The sequence below is a fragment of the Pantanalinema sp. genome, from assembly GCA_036704125.1.
Classification (GTDB): Bacteria; Cyanobacteriota; Sericytochromatia; order S15B-MN24; family UBA4093; genus JAGIBK01.
Genome location: DATNQI010000033.1, coordinates 1 through 18,913, shown reverse-complemented (window position 1 = coordinate 18,913; position 18,913 = coordinate 1). Strand labels below are relative to the sequence as shown.

20 protein-coding genes and 1 tRNA gene are annotated in these 18,913 nt (G+C 63.7%); 15 read left to right on the top strand and 6 right to left on the bottom strand.

The genetic code is table 11. The features are described 5' to 3' along the window. Nucleotides 1-9: 9 nt before the first annotated feature. From V6D00_04935 to miaB, 5 genes are all read left to right on the top strand, one after another. On the top strand, nt 10-2,088 hold the full coding sequence (locus tag V6D00_04935) for a protein kinase (GenBank protein ID HEY9898507.1): 2,079 nt from the start codon (nt 10-12) through the stop codon (nt 2,086-2,088). A gap of 76 nt (nt 2,089-2,164) precedes the next feature. Beyond that, nucleotides 2,165-3,019 (top strand): 3-methyl-2-oxobutanoate hydroxymethyltransferase, encoded by an 855-nt coding sequence (panB, locus tag V6D00_04930; protein ID HEY9898506.1) that lies wholly within the window; start codon nt 2,165-2,167, stop codon nt 3,017-3,019. Nucleotides 3,020-3,127: 108 nt separating this feature from the next. Beyond that, the gene (locus tag V6D00_04925) at nt 3,128-4,390 is read left to right on the top strand and encodes a Glu/Leu/Phe/Val dehydrogenase (GenBank protein HEY9898505.1); all 1,263 of its coding nucleotides are present in this window, start codon (nt 3,128-3,130) and stop codon (nt 4,388-4,390) included. 89 nt (nt 4,391-4,479) lie between these two features. Then, on the top strand, nt 4,480-5,526 hold the full coding sequence (gene mtnA, locus V6D00_04920; GenBank protein ID HEY9898504.1) for an S-methyl-5-thioribose-1-phosphate isomerase: 1,047 nt from the start codon (nt 4,480-4,482) through the stop codon (nt 5,524-5,526). A gap of 75 nt (nt 5,527-5,601) precedes the next feature. Continuing rightward, entirely contained in the window at nt 5,602-6,975 is a 1,374-nt protein-coding gene (gene miaB, locus V6D00_04915; GenBank protein ID HEY9898503.1) for a tRNA (N6-isopentenyl adenosine(37)-C2)-methylthiotransferase MiaB, read from the top strand. Between the two features lie 88 nt (nt 6,976-7,063). Here miaB and V6D00_04910 read toward each other — a convergent pair whose 3' ends face one another. Beyond that, nucleotides 7,064-7,420, bottom strand: a complete 357-nt coding sequence (locus V6D00_04910; protein ID HEY9898502.1) for a hypothetical protein — start codon at nt 7,418-7,420, stop codon at nt 7,064-7,066. A 1,338-nt stretch (nt 7,421-8,758) separates the two neighbouring features. On the opposite strand from V6D00_04910, the gene V6D00_04905 reads away from it, so the two are divergent. Continuing rightward, nucleotides 8,759-9,355, top strand: coding sequence for a helix-turn-helix transcriptional regulator (locus V6D00_04905; GenBank protein ID HEY9898501.1), 597 nt, complete (start codon nt 8,759-8,761; stop codon nt 9,353-9,355). A gap of 115 nt (nt 9,356-9,470) precedes the next feature. On the opposite strand, the gene V6D00_04900 is transcribed toward V6D00_04905, so the two are convergent. From V6D00_04900 to V6D00_04880, 5 genes are all read right to left on the bottom strand, one after another. Further along, entirely contained in the window at nt 9,471-10,517 is a 1,047-nt protein-coding gene (locus V6D00_04900; GenBank protein ID HEY9898500.1) for a UTP--glucose-1-phosphate uridylyltransferase, read from the bottom strand. Nucleotides 10,518-10,657: 140 nt separating this feature from the next. Then, nucleotides 10,658-11,584, bottom strand: coding sequence for a hypothetical protein (locus V6D00_04895; protein ID HEY9898499.1), 927 nt, complete (start codon nt 11,582-11,584; stop codon nt 10,658-10,660). Nucleotides 11,585-11,594: 10 nt separating this feature from the next. After that, the gene (locus V6D00_04890; GenBank protein ID HEY9898498.1) at nt 11,595-12,353 is read right to left on the bottom strand and encodes a hypothetical protein; all 759 of its coding nucleotides are present in this window, start codon (nt 12,351-12,353) and stop codon (nt 11,595-11,597) included. 187 nt (nt 12,354-12,540) lie between these two features. Beyond that, on the bottom strand, nt 12,541-12,999 hold the full coding sequence (locus V6D00_04885; protein HEY9898497.1) for an S-adenosylmethionine decarboxylase: 459 nt from the start codon (nt 12,997-12,999) through the stop codon (nt 12,541-12,543). A 496-nt stretch (nt 13,000-13,495) separates the two neighbouring features. Further along, nucleotides 13,496-14,422 (bottom strand): glycosyltransferase, encoded by a 927-nt coding sequence (locus V6D00_04880; protein ID HEY9898496.1) that lies wholly within the window; start codon nt 14,420-14,422, stop codon nt 13,496-13,498. A gap of 260 nt (nt 14,423-14,682) precedes the next feature. Here V6D00_04880 and rpmG point away from each other — a divergent pair, with 260 nt between their 5' ends. The 9 genes from rpmG to V6D00_04835 form a co-directional block, all read left to right on the top strand. Continuing rightward, the gene (gene rpmG / locus V6D00_04875) at nt 14,683-14,832 is read left to right on the top strand and encodes a 50S ribosomal protein L33 (GenBank protein HEY9898495.1); all 150 of its coding nucleotides are present in this window, start codon (nt 14,683-14,685) and stop codon (nt 14,830-14,832) included. A gap of 12 nt (nt 14,833-14,844) precedes the next feature. After that, nucleotides 14,845-14,917: transfer RNA gene (locus V6D00_04870), tRNA-Trp, on the top strand. A gap of 126 nt (nt 14,918-15,043) precedes the next feature. Then, on the top strand, nt 15,044-15,349 hold the full coding sequence (gene secE / locus V6D00_04865) for a preprotein translocase subunit SecE (GenBank protein HEY9898494.1): 306 nt from the start codon (nt 15,044-15,046) through the stop codon (nt 15,347-15,349). 43 nt (nt 15,350-15,392) lie between these two features. Further along, nucleotides 15,393-15,914, top strand: a complete 522-nt coding sequence (nusG, locus tag V6D00_04860; protein HEY9898493.1) for a transcription termination/antitermination protein NusG — start codon at nt 15,393-15,395, stop codon at nt 15,912-15,914. Between the two features lie 50 nt (nt 15,915-15,964). Continuing rightward, the gene (rplK, locus tag V6D00_04855) at nt 15,965-16,390 is read left to right on the top strand and encodes a 50S ribosomal protein L11 (protein HEY9898492.1); all 426 of its coding nucleotides are present in this window, start codon (nt 15,965-15,967) and stop codon (nt 16,388-16,390) included. 61 nt (nt 16,391-16,451) lie between these two features. Next, a complete protein-coding gene (gene rplA, locus V6D00_04850) occupies nt 16,452-17,162 on the top strand; it encodes a 50S ribosomal protein L1 (GenBank protein ID HEY9898491.1) in 711 nt (236 codons plus the stop codon). Between the two features lie 285 nt (nt 17,163-17,447). Further along, a complete protein-coding gene (gene rplJ / locus V6D00_04845) occupies nt 17,448-17,981 on the top strand; it encodes a 50S ribosomal protein L10 (protein ID HEY9898490.1) in 534 nt (177 codons plus the stop codon). A 148-nt stretch (nt 17,982-18,129) separates the two neighbouring features. Then, a complete protein-coding gene (gene rplL, locus V6D00_04840) occupies nt 18,130-18,516 on the top strand; it encodes a 50S ribosomal protein L7/L12 (protein HEY9898489.1) in 387 nt (128 codons plus the stop codon). Between the two features lie 86 nt (nt 18,517-18,602). After that, nucleotides 18,603-18,913, top strand: a 311-nt coding sequence (locus V6D00_04835; GenBank protein HEY9898488.1) for a hypothetical protein, incomplete at its 3' end; no start/stop codon positions are given.

The window sequence follows — 18,913 nt, the reverse complement described above, 5'->3', positions numbered from 1 at the left end:
TCAACCGTCATGTCGGATCGGCTCGGCAACTACGAAATCCTCTCCGAACTCGGCCGGGGGGGGATGGGCGTCGTCTACAAGGCGACCGACACCCGGCTCGGGCGCACGGTCGCCGTCAAGGAGCTGCTGCTCTCCAACGCCCTGCCCGAGGTCGAGCGGCTGGACACGGTCGAGCGCTTCAGGCGAGAGGCGATGGCCGCCGCCCGCATGAGCCACCCCAACATCGTCACGGTCTACGACTACGGCCAGGACGGCGATCGCCACTACATGGCCATGGAGCTGCTCGAGGGAAAGAGCCTCGGCGACTTCCTGGAGCAGAAGAAGAGCTTCTCGATCAAGCAGGTGGTGGACATCTCGGTCCAGATCTGCGCGGCCCTCGACTACGCCCACCAGGCGGGCGTGGTCCACCGAGACATCAAGCCCGACAACATCATGCTCGCCGACACCGGGGCGGTGAAGCTCACGGACTTCGGCGTGGCGCGGGTCAAGAGCGACCTGCCCTCAATGACCACCACCGGCACCACCCTGGGCACCATCGCCTACATCTCGCCGGAGCAGCTCTGCGACTCGCGCCTGGTGGACGGCCGCAGCGACCTGTTCTCGCTGGGGGCGCTCATCTACGAGATGCTCACCTTCAAGACCCCCTTCGACGCGGGCAACCTTGGCGGGACGATCCTCAACATCATGAACGCGGCGCCCACCCCGCCGAGCGAGATCAACGCCCAGGTCCCCCCCAAGCTCGAGGCCGTCGTGCTGCGCGCCCTCAAGAAGACCCCCGAGGAGCGCTACAACCGCGCGGCCGAGATGGGGCATGCCCTCTCGGCCGCCCTGCGCGAGGCCGAGAAGCCCGCCCCCCCCAGGATCATCGAGCAAGCCGCGGAACCGACCGCCTTCGCCCCCCCCAGCTGCCGCCACTGCCAGGCCCCGATGACGGGCGGGGCGAGGGTGTGCGCCAACTGCGGCCGCGCGGGTACCGCCCCCTTGACCTACTCCATCCCGGGCGCCGCGAGCCGCCCTCCGGAGCCTGCCGCCCCCCAGGAGAGCGCCCCGGCGCGCGGGATCCCCGCCATGCCGCCGGCCGCCGGCGGGGTTCGCCCGGGCATCCCCGTGATGCCCGCGCGCGGCACCGGCGCCCTCCCGCAGACCACGCTCGCGGGGCCCCTCCCCGGCACCGAGCCACGCCCCGTCGCCAGGCCCGTGAACGCCCCGGATCGCATGGCCTCGCCGCTGCTTCGCCACGTGACCGGCCTCTCGGTGAAGGGCGCGATCGGCAAGCCCGGCGTGGGGCAGGGCGAGTTCCAGCAGCCGCGCGGGATAGTGTTCGACGCCTCCCGGCACCTCCTGGTCGCCGACACCGACAACGGCCGCATCCAGGTCTTCGACGAGGAGCGACGCTTCCTCCGGGCGATCCGGCCCCAGCAGATGCAGGAGACCTTCCGCTTCCCCCGCGCGCTCGCCCTCAGCCCGCAGGGGATCCTCTACGTCACCGACGACATGGACTACCGGATCTACAAGCTCGACTCCGCCGGCCGGCAGCTCAACGTCTGGAAGCGCGAGCGAACCAGCGAGGAGAGCCCCTCGGTTCCGGGTCGCCTGTTCATCGCCCCCAACGGCCACCTGCTCCTCTCCGAGCCCAACAACCACCGGGTGCTGGTGTTCGACGCCAACGAGAAGCAGATCGGCGTGTTGGGCCGCGAGCGCGGCCTGCAGTCGCCCGGGGGCCTCGCCCTCGACCACCGCGGCAACATCCTGGTCCTCGACTTCGGCACCTCCTGCATCCAGGTCTTCGGCTCGCGCGGCGAGCTGGTCAAGACGGTCGGCCGGCGCGGCAACGGCCCGGGCGAGTTCTCCATCCCGCGCGAGATCACCCTCGATCGCTTCGGCAACTGGTACGTCGCCGACACCCTCAACCACCGGATCCAGGTCTTCGACCCCGAGGGCCAGTTCGTCCTCTCCTTCGGCAACAAGGGGACGGGCCCCGGCGAGTTCAACGGCCCCGAGGGCCTGGCCATCGGCCCCGACGACACCCTCTACGTCACCGATCGCGGAAACGGCCGCGTCCAGCTGCTCGCCATCCAGCGGGGCTAGAGCGCCAGACGCTTTGCCGCGTGGTAGAATGGGGCGAGAATCAGAGCGGCACTGGGCCTGCTCGGAGGACATCCCCTTGCTCATCAAGCGTCACACGATCGCATCCCTGCGCCGCAAGAAGGACCAGCGCGAGCCCATCGTCGCCCTGACGGCCTACGACTACGCCATGGCCATGGCCGTGGACCAGTCGGGAGTGGACCTCATCCTGGTCGGCGACAGCCTCGGCCCGGTCGTGCTGGGCCATCCCAACACCCTCTCGGTCACCATGGACGAGATGATCCACCACGCGCGCGCGGTGGCCAGGGGCACGCACCGCGCCTTCGTCGTGGCCGACATGCCCTTCATGGCGGACGCCAGCCTCGATGAGGCCGTCCGCAACGGCGGCCGCTTCCTCAAAGAGGCAATGGTCCAGGCGATCAAGCTCGAGGGCGGGCACCCTCCCCAGCTCGAGGCCATCCGCTCGCTGGTCGCTCACGGCGTCCCGGTGGTCGCTCACCTGGGCTTCACCCCCCAGCACCTTCACCAGCTCGGCGGTTTCAAGATCCAGGGCAAGACCCCCGAGGCCGCCGAGGCGCTCATGGCCCAGGCCCTCGCGGTGGAGGCGGCCGGCGCGTCCATGCTGGTCCTGGAGCTGGTGCCCGACGAGGTGGCGCGCCGGGTCACCGAAGCCCTCTCCATCCCGACCATCGGGATCGGCGCGGGCGAGGGGTGCGATGGCCAGATCCAGGTGCTGCACGACCTGGTCGGCCTCCACGTGGATCACCTGCCCAAGCACGCTCGCCGCTACGCCAACCTGCACGAGTCGCTCACCCGGGCGATCGCCGCTTATGCCGAGGACGTGCGCTCCGGGCGCTTCCTCTCGACCGGCCCCTCGTACGCGGCTGAGAAGCCCGCTACCACCTCAATTGACAGTCAAGAAGGCATTGTTTAGAATGGCGGCAACTTTGGCCCGGAGACCGCGTCACGCCCCGCGCCACCCTCTTCCCCTAGACCGTTCCCCCGCGCTGGGCTCGCCCGCGCTTTCATAGGACGTTCAACGATGATCGTGACTGAACCCACCCACACGTCGCCGCTCACCTCGGCGCGGATGCAGCTCACCAAGTGCATCGACATCCTCGGGCTCGATGCGGGCCTGCACGAACGGCTGGCCTACCCGGACCGGGTCGTCCAGGTCAACAGCCCCGTGCGCATGGACGACGGCTCCACCAAGATGTTCGCCGGCTACCGCGTCCAGCACAACAACGCGCTCGGGCCCTACAAGGGCGGCCTGCGCTTCCATCCCTCGGTCGACATCGACGAGGTCACCGCGCTGGCGATGCTCATGAGCTGGAAGTGCTCGCTGGTCGGCCTGCCCTACGGCGGCGCCAAGGGCGGCGTGACGGTGGACCCCAAGTCGCTCTCGCTGGGCGAGCTCGAGCGCCTGACCCGCCGCTTCGCGGCCGACATGGTGCTGGTCTTCGATCCCCAGAAGGACATCCCCGCTCCCGACGTCAACACCAGCCCCCGCGAGATGGCCTGGATCATGGACACCTGGAGCGTCAACAAGGGCTATGCGGCCCCCGGGGTCGTGACGGGCAAGCCCATCGCCATCGGCGGTAGCCTTGGCCGCTTCGAGGCCACCGGCCGCGGCGTCATCACCATCACCAACGAGCTGCTGCGCCTCAAGGGCCGCACCCTCAAGGGCACCACCATCGCCGTCCAGGGCTTCGGCAACGTCGGCTCGATCGCGGCCATGCTCGCCGACCAGCAGGGCGCCAAGGTCCTCGCGGTCTCGGACGTCACCGGCGGCTACTACAACCCCGCCGGCCTCGACATCCCCGCGATGATGAAGTACGTCAAGGTCAACGGCAACCTCGGCGGCTACCCCGATGCCCAGCCCATCAGCAACGACGAACTGCTCCTGCTCGACGTGAACGTGCTGATCCCGGCGGCGCTCGAGGCGGTCATCACCGAGAAGAACGCCGAGAAGGTCAAGGCCGAGTTCATCGTCGAGGCCGCCAACGGCCCCATCACCCCCGCGGCGGATGCCATCCTCGAGAAGAAGGGCATCACGGTCGTCCCCGACATCCTGGCCAACGCCGGCGGCGTGGTCGTGAGCTACTTCGAGTGGGTCCAGGGCATGAGCATGCTCTTCTGGACCGAGGACGAGGTCAACGCCAAGCTCAAGGAGATCATGGTCCGCGCCTTCGGCCAGGTCGCGAACCTGGTCCAGACCCGCGACCTCACCTTCCGCATGGGCGCCTACTCGATCGGCGTCGGCCGCGTCGCCGCCGCCCTCGACCTGCGGGGCCTCTACCCCTAAAGAGCAATATCCCTTGGCCCCCCGGATCCGTCCGGGGGGCCTTTTGGCGTGTAAGATAGGATGGTTGTCCCCTTCGAGAGGAGCCCCCCGTGAAGACCGTCCAGTGGAACCGTGGTGCCGTCGAGCTGATCGACCAGACCCGCCTGCCCGCCCAGACCGCGATCGTCACCTGCAAGACCTACCAGGACGTGGCGCACGCGATCACCTCCATGCAGGTCCGCGGAGCCCCCGCCATCGGGGTGGCCGCCGCCATGGGGATCGCGCTGGCGGCCCAGGCCGCCAAGGCCCCGGACACCACGGCCCTCCTCGCCGCGATCCAGGGAGCAGCACGCGAGCTGCGCGCCACCCGCCCCACCGCGGTCAATCTCGGCTGGGCGCTCGATCGGATGCTCCTTGCCGCCGAGGAGAAGCTCCACATCGGGGTCAACGACCTCGTCAACTACCTGGTGCTCGAGGCCCAGGTGATGGCCCGGGAGGACGAGGCGATCAACCAGGCCATCGGCCAGCACGGCGCCGAGCTCATCCACGACGGCATGAACGTGCTGACCCACTGCTCGACCGGTGCCCTGGCCACGGTCGACTACGGGACGGCGCTCGGGGTGATCCGCACCGCCCACGAAGCGGGCAAGCAACTGCACGTCTGGGTCGACGAGACGCGGCCGCGCCTCCAGGGCGCCCGGCTCAACGCCTGGGAGCTTTCGCGGCTCGGGATCCCCTTCACCCTCATCACCGACAACATGGCGGCCCACTTCATGCAGCGCGGGAGAGTGGATCTCGTCATCACCGGCGCCGACCGCATCGCCGCCAACGGCGACACCGCCAACAAGATCGGCACCTACGGCCTCGCGGTGCTCGCCCATGCCCACGGCATCCCCTTCTACATCGCGGCCCCCACCTCGACCATCGACCCCTCGACCGCCACCGGCGAGCAGATCCCCATCGAGGACCGCGACCCGCGCGAGGTCACCGAGATCGACGGCCACCGCATCGCCCCCGAGGGGGTGAAGGTCGAAAACCCCAGCTTCGACGTCACCCCGGGCTCCTTGATCCGCGGGATCATCACCGAGCGCGGCATCCTGAGGCCCCCCTACCAGGGTGCCATCGCGCGCCTCATGGGTGTCGAAGCCGAGGCCTGATGCTGAAATGGGGGTCGGTGGCGACCATGCTACAATCAGAAGCGCAGACCCAAGCTTCGAGAGGATAGCGCCGCCATGACCCCCGCCGACGCCCAGGAAACGACCGCGACCAAGCGCGTCTACATCAAGACCCACGGCTGCCAGATGAACATGTCCGACTCCGAGAAGGTGATCGGCATGCTCGCCGCCGAGGGCTACCGGCTGACCGACGAGGAGACCGAGGCGGACCTGCTCGTCGTCAACACCTGCTCGATCCGCGAGAAGGCCGAGGACAAGCTCTTCAGCCTCCTCGGCGTCTGGAAGGACCGCAAGAAGGCCAACCCCGACGTCCAGATCGCCGTCATGGGCTGCGTCGCCCAGCAGGAGAAGGACCGGATCCGCGAGCGCGTGCCCCTGGTGGACGTGGTGGTCGGCACCCACAACTACCACGAGCTGCCCGAGCTGCTCGAGGAGGCCCGGATCAAGGGCCCCATCACCCGGATCGGCAACCTCAAGGCCCCCATCCCGGACGACCTGCCCACCGTGCGCGAGGGCAAGTTCCACGCCTGGGTGCCCATCATCCACGGCTGCAGCTACTTCTGCACCTACTGCATCGTGCCCTACACCCGCGGCCCCTACCAGAGCCGCAAGCCCGAGGCCATCGAGAAAGAGGTCCGCGAGCTGGTTGACGAGGGCTTCAAGGAGTTCACCCTCCTCGGGCAGACGGTCGATCGCTACGGCATGGAGCTTCAAGGCGACGAGAAGACGACCCTCGGCGGCCTTTTGCGCCGCCTCTCGGCAGTGCCCGGGGTCGAGCGCATCCGCTTCCTGACCTCCCACCCCCTCGACATGACCGAGGAGCTGGTCGAGACCGTCGCCGCGCTTCCCAACGTGATGGAGTACTTCCACTTCCCGATCCAGGCGGGCTCGGACCGGGTGCTCGCCGAGATGAAGCGCGGCTACACCGTCGCCGAGTACCTTGAAAAAGTTGCGCTCATCCGCAAGCACATCCCCGACGCCGTCATCTCGGGCGACCTCATCGTGGGCTTCCCCGGCGAGACCGAGGAGGACTTCCAGGGGACCCTCGAGGTGGTGGACAGGGTCGAGTTCGACTCCAACAACACCGCGAGCTACTCGGTCCGCCAGTGGACCCCCGCCGGCAAGCGCGACGACCAGCTCGGCGAGGAGGTGAAGGCCGATCGCCTGCAGCGCCTCAACGAGAAGGTCGCCGAGGTCGCCTACCGCCGCAACCGCCGGATGGTGGGCACCGTCCAGGAGGTCCTGGTCGAGGGCCCCAGCTCCAAGAACCCCGAGGTCTTCCAGGGCCGCACCCGCGGCAACAAGATCTGCTACTTCCCGGGTGATGCCTCGCTCGAAGGCCAGATCGTCAAGGTCCAGGTGACCGAGGCGCGGCCCTTCACCCTGCGCGGCGAGATCGTCAAGTCGATCGTCCCGCTGCAGATGGCGTAAACTTTTTAATCAGCAAGATAATAATAAAACGCAGAGCGTAGGAAGTATTATTTTATTAATGCCTGCGCTCTTTTGGGACCCTACTTACTTAATCACCAAGCAGGATGATATCAAGACCCTTCTTTTTTTGATCCAGGAACAAGAGACGGAGAGCGACCCCATCACCTTCCTCGATCTTGACGGGTGAACCTTCAACGTTCTTAAATTCCCCTCCAAGTTTTATCGTTATCGTCTTTCCTTCGCCACTCTGAGTGATTGAAAATTCATCCAGTTTTATGGAGTTCAATTTTCTATCTCCATGCAACTGCTGAGCGTCGTTCTTAGAGACCAGGACATAGGCCTCATACTTGCCCATTTTCAGGTTATTTAACTTAATCTCGCAATCAGTTCCTATTTTTCTATTCTCTGGAGAGAGTTCATACGCGTAGAAATAGGTTTCAAACAAGTCTGAATTGCCTGAAGCACACGCGGAAATGAGTAACACGAACAGCAGTAATAATCTATTCATCTTCATCTCTTTACAACAAAGAGGCCCAGAATCCAGGCCTCTTCCAACTCTATAGTTGCTCTCGCGACATATTAACGTATTTAATAGATCCAGTGTCCTTGTCGATCAATACGACCGCATGTCGACCCGTCACCTTCCCGCTTGCTTCGTCAGGGGGGAATGGCCACTCAAGATCTCCGCTTAGTGAGACGAGAATATCCTTGTCTCCATCTTCAGCATCAATGCTCTGAATCGTTCTTGCTACAGCAGTAGAATTAAGTATATCAACCACATTGATATTCTCAACTCTTGAATCACCGAACAAATCGGTCACTTTTCTGACGTGGTCTACCGCAGAAACCGTATCTGGCTTGATAGTTTAGGTCGTATTTGTCCCAATTTGCACCTGGCAAGCACTAAGCGCAACAACACAAGCTAAAGCAGCGATATTTCTCATGTGCATTGAATTCTTCCTCAACTAAAACTCATTCACAAATAGACCGAAACGACCTTTCCCAGTCAAGCTTCCAAAGTATTTCGCCTTTCCATAGTTATTACTTTCAGGATTCTGATTAGGCGCAGGTAGATCATTTCTCTTGATTAAGTCGTTGTAAGAGAAGCCTTCGAAAATTTTGTATGAGGTATCGTCAACCGTTGTCTTAGATCCGGCGGTCTTGGTATATACGCCCGCTCTATCGAATTCTGTAACCGCGACATTAATCGCAGGCGATTGACAAAAACCGGGGCTCGTACCAACCCAGTTTCCGCCACCCACATGGGTAATCTGCAACCCAATAGGGGTTCCGGAACCGGGCGTCCCCGTAATCACCTTGTATTCGCCATATCCAGGGTTAGCATTGACCTGGGAATAATAGTACTCTCGGAAATACTATCCCCAGTTTATTCCTTCGGTCAGGCCCATCTGAAAGCCAACAGAGCCACCACCAACCTGAATAAAGTAATAGTTCCGACCCATTTGCCAATTAAGGGTCCTTTGTTCATTTCCAACGGGGACCGTGGTCCTCACTTTGGCAAAAGTCCCACGCATTTGGTACGTTGAGGTTCCATCCGTCTTCAATGCCATAAGCACCTGGGCATTCGCTTTTGTCGCAAGCGAATACGAAGCGAGGCTCGAGAGACAGACAACTGTCAAGATCTTGCTTCTCTTCAAGTGAATCCTCCGGTCAAAATAACAATGAAGTAAACAAATTATCAATCTTGAACATAATCGATTGATTATACTATAATAGAAAAATACCATCTAACTCTTCAATGGTGATGTTTGGGTGACATGGAATGATTGGACCGAGAACCCCTGAATCACTTTCCATTGCAGGTTCGCTAAAGCTTGCAAATCAGATCGTTCTGCCAATTAACGAAAAATCATCAGCAAATCAACTTCTCACATTTGTAGCAGAGCTGTTGTTTCATTTGCTCCGTCTTGACAGCGTTCAAATCGAGCTTCCTCAGCAATGTCACTCAAGCCCTGTTCGACTCTCATGTTCAGGTGGTTCATTGAACGGCAGGTTCCGCCAGACTTGCGTTATTCCTCTATCAAAATATCCAAGCGGCCAACTCGAACTTGTCGGTTCGCGCTCGCCTTCCGAGTGGTCTTTCTCCGATGCCGCCTTTCTTGAACTCGTTTTGGCAAGCCTATCTGCCAAGCTCGATGCCCTCTTCGAGGCTCCCCCTCAAAATTTTCTGACCCCTGCTGAACAACGCGTGCTTAATTCGCTACACCTACCGACACCTGAGATAATGACGAGGCTCAGCATCGGCGATGAAACACTTCGTACTCACATCAAGCGTATCTTTAAAAAACTAAACGTACATTCTCGTTCTGAGGCGATCCAAAAGCGTACCCTCAACCCCTCCCTCGCACAATTTCATTGAAAGCCTCGGACCTTGATCGCATCGATCACGCAGCATTGCCCCCCGACCAGGCGAATCGGGGGGCAATGCCATCAGTGAGAATCGGTGAATTCTAGCGAAGAGCTCGGCTGCGAGACTACGCGGGTACGCTCCGTTTGCGGCGGATCAGCTCCTGGGCCGCCGGCACCTCGCCCTGGCTCTTGACCGGGATGAAACGCTCGTCACGATCGATCTCGACGAAGCCCGTCTTGAGCTGGCAGGTCAGATCCCCTGCCAGGTGCTCGAACTGGATCACCGGCTGGCCGTTGACCCTCTTCTCGACCACGTACCAGGGCAGCTCGATCGGCCCCCGGAGAGCCTCGGCGGTGAAGACGTAGGTGGCCGTGTTGAAGACCGGGATCCGGTCCTGGTCGAAGTCCGCCGGGAAGGCGAAGCCCTCGACCAGCTGCATGCGGCCGTCCACCCTGGCCGGCGCCCCGCCCTTGTCGCCGGGAAGCTTGGCGGCGACCTCGACAGTCATCTGGCGGCCCGACTTGATGTGGCACCCGATGATCGCGGGCTCGATGGAGGCCCCCAGGTTGTCCACGTTGGAGAAAAGCAGGTAGCGCCCGCCCTCGGCCATGAAGCGCTGGAGGAGGCCCGTCTGGTTGAGGACCGCGACGAAATCCCCGTGGCCGGGGGCGGCGTGGTCCTCGCTGCCGTCCGGCGAAGAGAAATAAGCGCCGTCCGGCGACAGCCGGCGGAAGCGGTACTGCTGGAAGAGATGGATCCCGGACGGGTCCGCCCCGAAGTGGCCGTGCTCCTCCAGGTGAGCCTTGATCGCCTCGTGGGTGTGGAAGCTCGTCATGATGAAGATCGGCATGGTGGCCGAGTGCTCGCGGATCCAGCGGATCTTGAGCTCCAGGAAGCTCGCCCCGTCGAGGATCGGGTAGATCCCCTTGGGGTGGTCCCAGTTGAAGCGGGTCGCCATGCCGCCCGCGAGGATCAGCGCGCCGACCGCTCCGGCCTCGATGGCCTCGCGGCCGAGCGCCTCGAGGGCCCGGTACTCGGCGTCGCCCCGCTCGGGCAGGCGCTGGATGTCCCCCGGCGAGGGCGGCTCGACGATCGCTCTCAGGCTGTTGCTCCGCGAGGTCCACTCGCCCGAGCGGTACCGCGAGACCAGGCTCTCGAATTGCTGCTCCATCGATCCTCTCCAGGCCTCTCTTCATCGGAAGGCCGCGACTGCCAGCGATGGCCCGGCCGCCGCCTCACGCGACTTCCGGGCCATCCTCTGGCCATGATACCACACCCGACAGGGGGCAGTGACCGGCCCCGCGAGCGGAGCTACGGCTCCTCGGCGGGGGCCTGCGTGGCGCGGGGGACGGGTGCCACCGGACGCGGGCTCGCCGGAGTCCGGACGCTGGGAGGCGGCGAGGGGACGGTCCGGACGCTGGGATCCGGCGAAGGGCCCGTCGCCGTGCCGCCCGTCAGGCTGTAGAGCTTGAAGCCCGCGTACTTGACCTGGGCCCCGTTGGATGCCAGGGCGACGGTGCCCGCCCCGTCGATCAAGGGCGAGGTGACGGTGGCCTTCTTGTCGCCGTTGAGGTAGAGGGTCATGGAGTTGGCCACGGTGTCCACGTCGCAGGTCCAGGTGAAGGCACTGCCCACCGTCCGGGCGGGCGCGATCATCTGGCCCCACAGCTTGTTGCTGGTTGGCCAGGATCCCCCGGGCAGCTGCCCGTTGCAGACCCAGGCCTCGGCGACGTTGGGGCTCGCCGAGCAGATGACGTAGTGGGTCTCGTCCCTGTAGAAGGGCATCAGGATCACCACGCCCTGATCCTTGGCCGGATCGGCGACGAAGGCCCGGTAGACCCAGCCCGTCACCTCGGCCCGGTAGCGGGTGCCCACGTTGCCCGTGTAGCTCCGGATCGACAGCCGGGTGTTGGCGCCGGGCTCCTGCTGGACGTAGACGCCGTTTCCGCTCGACCACTTGCCCGGGGCGAAGCTGCCCGAGGCCAGGGCCGCCTGGGACACCGCGTCGCGAAACGGCACGGCAGGCGTCTGGAAGTCCACCTTCTCGACCAGCGTCGCCCCGTCGAGCGCGGGGCCAGCGGGGAACTCCTGGGGCTCGCCAACGAACTCCTTGGGGGGGCCATCCGGAGCGGTGCGGTTGGGGCTGATGGGGCCGTTTGCGCCGTCGCCCCCCTTGGAGCACGCGACGGCGATCGCCGCGGTGACGACCAGCGACGGCCAGAGGACTCGCGCCTTCATGAAGATCCTCCTACTTGGTCCAGACAATCTTGAAATTGTCGAACTGGGCGTAGTTGCCGTTGGCCCCCAGGGCGACCCAGTGGGGATCGCGGCTGATCATGGGCACGGTGCGGGTGGCCTTCTTCTGGTCGTTGACGTAGATCGTCAGGGCGTGCGAGTCCACGTCCACCTCGGCGCCCCAGCGCACCGACGCGCTCGCGTCCATGGGCTCGGCAAGCCACTCGTCCCAGATCATGGCATCAGCCGGCCACTCGGCGCCCGCGGGGCGCTGGCCGTTGACCACCCAGCACGAGAGGTTCTGCTTGTCCGCCACCAGCATCACGTAGTGGGTGGGGTCCTTGTAGTAGGGCATCAGGGCCAGCACGCCCACCGGGTAGCCGTGAACCGCAGGCGAGTCGGCCTCCTTGGCCACCGAGCAATCCACCGAGACGCGGTAGGCGCGCCCGGCGCGCCCGCCCTGGTCCCCGAAGGCGTCGCCCGTGTACTTGAGGTGATTGGCGAGGTTGTCGGTGGCCCCCTGGGTCTGCTGGAGCTTTCCGTCCACCACGGCCCAGGCCCCCGCGGCGAAGCCCGTGGCCTCGCCCTTGGCCGCGTTCTCGAAGGGCATCGAGGGAGTCTCGAAGGTCAAGAGAGTGGTCTTGCCACCCGAGGGCGCCGACTTGTAGGAGCTCATGCCAGGGATGATGTTGCCGAGGGCATCGCAGCCGGCCAGCATCGTGCACGCCAGCAGGACTGCGAGCCGGAAGCCCAGGCGTTCCGTGCGCAGCATGGGGGTCCTCCGTGAGGCCGAACGTGTCTCATGAACGGCCGAGGGTCGTGCCCAGAATACCTGCGGCAGTCAGGGGATCCCACGGCTCGATTGAACGAGCTTCCGGCGACGGAGGTGGCGAGCGTCCCTCGTGAAAACAAGCAAACAGGGCCCCGCCGAAGCGGGACCCTGCTTGAATCGGACCTGGTTACACCAAAGCCGGCTGGCGAACGATGGTGGCCTTGTGCTCGCGGTTGATCGGGAAGCGATCCCCGCGCTCGACGATGTTCACGCGGAAGTCGGTTCCGCCGAAGGTCGCCTTGAAGTCCTCGACCACGAGATCCGTGTCGAAGGGCAAGCAACTGAACACGTCCACGAATGCGATACCGACCAAGCTCGGGTCGTCCTGGCAGTGCATGTAAGGATAGGTGTGGATACTGCAGTGGCTGGTCGTGAGACCGACCAGACCCGTCACGCCGCTCTCGAGCGGATTCTCGTTGACGTAGTCGTGGCAGTAAGGGGGAAACAACACTTCCATACCGAGCTTAGCGGGGAGCTCCTTCAGCCAGGCGTACACGAGGCTAAAGTTGGCGAGCTTTTCCGGGTCGCATCCGTAGGCGTCGAGCGTCAGGTGCGGGCCATAGACTCCGCGAGCAGTACGTTCCAATTCAAGCAGCCCTCCTAAATCGGGTGGTCATCCGGACTACCGCCACGTCCGAATCGACCTGCGGCCAAGAAAACGGCGGCCCCACCCTTGAGGCAAGGTCCGTCGCAGCGGTAAGGCGACGCGGGCCGGGCACCAGGCTCGAAGGAGACCCGACAGCCCGTGACGACGTCGTCGCCGGGATCTCGCCGGGCGCAGGGCGCCAGCGAGAGCGTTTATTAAAACAAGTTTAAAGGCCCTCTGTCAATCCCGGCAGGACCGGTGTCGGCAGGGGACCGCGCAAGGCGAAAATACTACCACAGTTTGACTTGAGGCAAGCGCCTCGGTCGAAAGTGGCACCCGAAGATGAACTAAAGAAATGTGTACCCGCAAAAATCAGTGTCGCAGCGCACCGACCCGCGGGCCTCGAGGTGTCACTCGGTTGACAAGGTGCGGAGGGCGAAAGTTCACCCGCTCCTCTCTATCGCCCGCGTGCGGGGCAACTTGCGTCGCCCTGCCTTTAAGGATTGTTGCGCAGGGCCTGGCGCAGCGCCCGGATGTTGTACTGGTTCAGGACGATCTGGGCCAGCTGCGCCGCGAAGGCCGCGTGGCCCGAGCGCTCGAGCCGCTCGAACACCGGACGAAGGGAGCGCTCGTTCAGGAGCCCCCCCCAGGTCAAAACGGCGTCGAGGCCCGCGTGAAACCAGGTGTCCTGGGTCATCAGGCGCACGTCCAGGGTGGGGTGCATCGCCAGGAAGCGCGCCGCCATGCGCCCGCGCTCCTCCTCGATCCGGCGCAGCTTCGGCAAGTCGCCCACCGTGAAGGCCGGATGGTAGTGGAAGCCGAGGGCCTGGTTCGAGCGGATGATCCCGACTCCCTTGGCCTTGAGGCGCACCCCGAGCTCCAGGTCCTCCCAGCCGTACTCGACGAAGCCGGTGTCGAAGCCCCCGACCTCCTCAAGGACCCGGCGCCGGATGGAGACGTTCTTGGTGTCGAAGAAGGCCCGCGAGGGGTCGAAGGGGGGCACCCTGGCCTCAGTGAGGCGTTCGAAGTCGTCCACGTTGACCGAGTGGCCCTGGACGAAGACCTCGCGATCGGGACGCTTCTCGCGCGCGGCGCGGTGCGCGTCCACGTGAGCCTGGACGAAGGTCGGGACCACCACCACGTCCGAGTCGACGTAGCAAAGCAGCTCGCCTCTGGCCTCGCGGATGCCGGTGTTGCGGGCGTGGGCGCGGCCCTGGTTGGGCTGGGCCACGCCACGCAGGCGCGGATGGTCGACCCCGAGGGCCTCGATGAGCTGCGGGGTGGAGTCGGTGGAGCCGTCATCCACCACCAGGACCTCGTACGCGAGTTCGGTGCGCTGGTCCAGAAGAGCGCGCAGCGCCTTCTCTAGGATCGCGACGCGGTTGTAGGTGGTGACCACCACGCTGAGCAAGGGATGCGACATCGAATGAACCCTCCGGAATCCGTCCCAGTCTACCGTGCGAGCGGATTTGGGCACAAGCGAGAGGGGAATGCTTGTCTAGTTCGGGCATTTGCTGCTACACTGGGGTTCATCCACCTCACATCGCGAAACACGTGGCGTTTGACACCAACCCTTCGTTGTGGTAAGTTTCAAACTGCAATCCGTTTCGGACCGTTAAAGACAAGTTTAAGAAACCTTAATGACGACCCACCGGCCGTCATTCACAGGAGAGACCTGGAACAATGCGCGTCATCATCACGCTGGCTTGCACCGAGTGCAAGGAGCGCAACTACACCACGATGAAGAACAAGAAGAACGATCCGGATCGGGTCGAGCTCAAGAAGTACTGCAAGCGCTGCCGCACGGTGCACCCGCACCGCGAGACCAAGTAGCGCGCGGTCCGTGCGACCTTAGTTCAGTTGGTAGAACGGCGGTCTCCAAAACCGCATGTCGTGGGTTCGAGTCCTACAGGTCGCGCCTCGCTTCTGATACCAAAGACCGCACGGTCCACGCCTGGCAGGCACCCAGGGATCTGGGCACCTCGGGGGTGGACCGTCTGGTTTCGGAAGCCCGCAGGGCTTTTCGAAGGAAGAGAGTAATCCGTTGTCCGATACGAACAAGACCTCCCTCGAGGGGGGTCAAGAAGAGAACGCAGCCAGCGAAGCCGAAGAGCGTGACGCCTCCCTTTCACTCAAGGGTGGAATGGGAGTCCCGGCCTTCGGCTGGGCCAAGGGCGCCCAGAGCTACCTCGGCGAGGTCCGCGGCGAGTTCAAGAAGATCTCCTGGCCCTCGCGCCGGATGGTCACCAACGAGACGATCATCGTTCTGGTCTTCGTCGCGGTCCTGACCACGCTCATCACCTTGTTCGATTGGATCTTCGCGCTCATTTCAAACAGGTTCCTGGTCTAAGAGCATCCCGACTGACCGGACCACTCAACATAGACGAGGACGCATGAGTAGAAAGTGGTATGTCGTTAACACCTATTCGGGTTACGAGGACAAGGTCCGGGAGAACATCCTGCGCCGCTCGGAATCGATGGGCATGACCGACCGAATCTTCCACGTCGAGGTCCCCGAGGAGACGGTGGTCGAGATCAAGGAAGGCAAGCGGGTCGAGAAGCCCCGCAAGGTCTTCCCCGGCTACGTGCTGGTCGAGATGGACATGGACGAGGCCTCCTGGCACGTCGTCCGCAACACCCCGGGCGTCACCTCGTTCGTGGGGTCGACCACCAAGCCCACCCCCCTTTCCGACCGCGAGGTGCGCAAGATCTTCAAGCGCGCCGCGACCAAGGCCAAGATCCAGATCGACCTTCACATCGGCGAGCACGTCAAGGTCATCGCCGGTCCCTTCGCCGACTTCTCGGGAGACATCATCGAGGTCAACCCCGAGAAGGGCAAGATCAAGGTGTCGGTCTCGATCTTCGGCCGTCCCACGCCGGTCGAGCTCGAGTTCGCTCAGGTTCAAAAAGTCTAGTTCGGTAGCCGGGGGCTTCCCCCGGTCACCTACAAGGAGGTGAAAACACAATGGCGAAGAAGGTTACCGCCCTGATCAAGTTGGCGCTGCCCGCGGGCAAGGCCAATCCGGCTCCCCCCGTGGGTCCGGCGCTGGGTCAGCACGGCGTCAACATCATGGACTTCTGTAAGAACTACAACGCGCAGACCGCGGACAAGGCCGGGCAGATCATCCCGGTCGAGATCACGGTTTACGAGGATCGTTCCTACACGTTCGTCCTCAAGACCCCTCCGACCTCGCAGCTGGTCATGAAGGCTGCCGGCGCCGCGAAGGGCTCCGGAACCCCCAACAAGGAGAAGGTCGGCTCGATCACGATGGACCAGATCCGCGAGATCGCGACGATCAAGATGCCCGACCTCAACTGCACCAGCATCGAGTCGGCCATGAAGATGGTCGCCGGCACTGCGGTGTCGATGGGCGTCACCGTCCAGGAGTAACCCCCTACTAGTCATGTGGGAGGGGGGCCCCGCGCCCCCCGTCTGACCACAGGAGGAAAAAATGGCCAAGCTTAGCAAGCGCCAGAAGGCGATCTACGAAGGACTCGACCTCGCCAAGACCTACGGGCCCCTTGAAGCGATCGAGCTGACCAAGAAGTTCGCGACCGCGAAGTTCGACGAGACGGTCGAAGCGCACCTGCGCCTCGGCATCAACGTCAAGCACGCCGACCAGCAGGTCCGCTCGACGGTCGTCCTTCCCGCCGGCACCGGCAAGACCGTCCGCGTGGCGGTCATCGCCAAGGGCGACAAGGTCAAGGAAGCCGAAGCGGCCGGCGCCGACGTGGTCGGCGGCGAAGAGCTGATCCCCAAGATCCAGGACGGCTGGATGGAGTTCGACCTCCTGATCGCCACCCCGGACATCATGGGTGCGCTCGGTCGCGTCGGTAAGGTGCTCGGCCCCCGCGGCCTGATGCCCTCGCCCAAGGCCGGCACGGTCACCTTCGAGATCGGCAAGGCGGTCAAGGAGTTCAAGGCCGGTAAGGTCGAGTTCCGTGCCGACAAGCAGGGTATCGTCCACGTCCCCGTGGGCAAGGCCTCGTTCAGCGCCGAGGACCTCGGCAAGAACTACGCCGCCCTGGTCGATGCGATCAACAAGGTCAAGCCCGCCGCGGCGAAGGGCACCTACGTCAAGAGCATCTACCTGACCTCGTCGATGGGCCCCGGCCTCAAGGTCGACACCGCCAAGATGAACGACCTCGCCCCCAAGGCGTAAGTCAGCCATCACGAGATGAAGGGGGCGAGAAAATTTCTCGCCCCCTTCATCTTGTCTTAACCAGGAACTTGCGCTATACTGGTTGAACAATTGAATCGAGACGTGTTCCCCACGCCAGAGACAGCAGGGATCGGCCCCGCCGATTTAAATTACCCCTGCCGAGGTAGCGGAAGAGCTTCGAGCGAAAGTTTCCCGAAAGGGACCCCGATCGCCGGACTCCTGCCACCTTGCGGCGGGAGTCCGGCTCGATTATTGAAGCTCTCACCGAAGGAGGTGAATACTACAATGCCTACGAAAGAGAAGAAGCAGCAGACCGTTTCCGAGCTGCGCGACATCTTCGACCGCGCCCAGGTGGCCATCGTCACCGATTACCGCGGCCTGACCGTCAAGGAGATCACCGACCTGCGTCGTCGTCTCCAGAAGGTCGGCGGCGACCTGACGGTTTCGAAGAACACCCTCATCGACCTGGTCACCCGCGACATGGACAGCTGGAAGGCCATGGAGCCTTTCCTCGCCGGTCCCACCGCGCTTGCGATCGGTTTCGACGACGCCGTGGCTGCGGCCAAGGTCGTCAGCGACTTCGCCAAGGAGAAGCGCAAGGTCGAGATCAAGGTCCGCGGCGGCGTCATGGAGGGCAAGGCCCTCTCGGTCGCCGAGGTCAAGGATCTCGCCAGCATGCCCAGCAAGGAAGTCCTCCTCGGCCGCATGCTCGGCAGCCTCCAGAGCCCCGCTCAGAAGCTCGCCTCCGCGCTGTCGGGCGGTGCCCGCAACCTCGTGTACGCCCTCGATGCGGTCCGTCGCGAGAAGGAAAGCGCGTAAGAGCGCATTACAAAACTGTTCCTTCAAGCCGCCCACGGCGGCCAGAGGCCGTAACATGCCTGGTTTTGTAAGGTGCTCTAAGCCTCGATCCTACGATTCAGTTGTTAGCGCCGGCACGTCCGGCCTGCATTTAAAGGAGAACACGTAAATGTCCACTCTTACCAACGAACAGATCGTCGACGCCATCAAGGAGAAGTCGCTCCTCGAAGTTGCCGACCTCGTCAAGATGATCGAGGACACCTTCGGCGTGTCGGCTGCCCCCGCGATGGGCGGCATGATGATGATGGCCCCCGGCGCCGGCGCTGCCGCCGCTGCCGAGGAGAAGACCGAGTTCGACGTCATCCTCGAGTCGGCTGGCGACAAGAAGATCGAAGTCCTCAAGGTCGTCCGCGAGGCCACCGGCCTCGGCCTCAAGGAAGCCAAGGATCTCGTCGACGGCGCCCCCAAGGCCGTCAAGGAGAAGGTCAAGAAGGAAGAGGCCGACGCCCTCAAGGCCAAGCTCGAGGCCGCCGGCGCGAAGATCGCGATCAAGTAGTAGTTCGCATCTCCCTGGTAGAGACGCCCCCCGACCTGTGTCGGGGGGCGTCCCTTTTGCCGGAATGTTGCTAGAATGGGCGAATGATGAGCGCTGAAGCACCATGGCTCCGCTACCTCCACGACAAGGCGCGCCGCGCCGGGCTCAACCGGGCCGAGGCGCTCCTCGAGGTGCACGGCATGCGCCCGCACCAGGGACGCGAGCTGTACCGCGCCCTGACCCGCGACGCCGCCCCGGACCCCTTTTCGCCGCTCGAGGCGATCACCCTCCAGGAGGCAGAGGACGGCCAGACCATCAAGGCCCTCCTGAAGCTGCACGACGACCTCTCGATCGAGACGGTCCTGATGCAGCACCACGGCCGGCGCAACACGGTCTGCGTCTCGAGCCAGGCGGGTTG

Coding starts and splice junctions, on each gene's coding strand:
- V6D00_04935 (HEY9898507.1), top strand. CDS start 10: ATGTCGGATCGGCTCGGCAACTACGAAATCCTCTCCGAACTCGGCCGG.
- rplL (HEY9898489.1), top strand. CDS start 18,130: ATGTCCACTCTTACCAACGAACAGATCGTCGACGCCATCAAGGAGAAG.
- V6D00_04895 (HEY9898499.1), bottom strand. CDS start 11,584: ATGAAGGCGCGAGTCCTCTGGCCGTCGCTGGTCGTCACCGCGGCGATC.
- rplJ (HEY9898490.1), top strand. CDS start 17,448: ATGCCTACGAAAGAGAAGAAGCAGCAGACCGTTTCCGAGCTGCGCGAC.
- rplK (HEY9898492.1), top strand. CDS start 15,965: ATGGCGAAGAAGGTTACCGCCCTGATCAAGTTGGCGCTGCCCGCGGGC.
- miaB (HEY9898503.1), top strand. CDS start 5,602: ATGACCCCCGCCGACGCCCAGGAAACGACCGCGACCAAGCGCGTCTAC.
- V6D00_04890 (HEY9898498.1), bottom strand. CDS start 12,353: ATGCTGCGCACGGAACGCCTGGGCTTCCGGCTCGCAGTCCTGCTGGCG.
- V6D00_04925 (HEY9898505.1), top strand. CDS start 3,128: ATGATCGTGACTGAACCCACCCACACGTCGCCGCTCACCTCGGCGCGG.
- V6D00_04900 (HEY9898500.1), bottom strand. CDS start 10,517: ATGGAGCAGCAATTCGAGAGCCTGGTCTCGCGGTACCGCTCGGGCGAG.
- rplA (HEY9898491.1), top strand. CDS start 16,452: ATGGCCAAGCTTAGCAAGCGCCAGAAGGCGATCTACGAAGGACTCGAC.
- V6D00_04880 (HEY9898496.1), bottom strand. CDS start 14,422: ATGTCGCATCCCTTGCTCAGCGTGGTGGTCACCACCTACAACCGCGTC.
- rpmG (HEY9898495.1), top strand. CDS start 14,683: ATGCGCGTCATCATCACGCTGGCTTGCACCGAGTGCAAGGAGCGCAAC.
- V6D00_04905 (HEY9898501.1), top strand. CDS start 8,759: ATGATTGGACCGAGAACCCCTGAATCACTTTCCATTGCAGGTTCGCTA.
- nusG (HEY9898493.1), top strand. CDS start 15,393: ATGAGTAGAAAGTGGTATGTCGTTAACACCTATTCGGGTTACGAGGAC.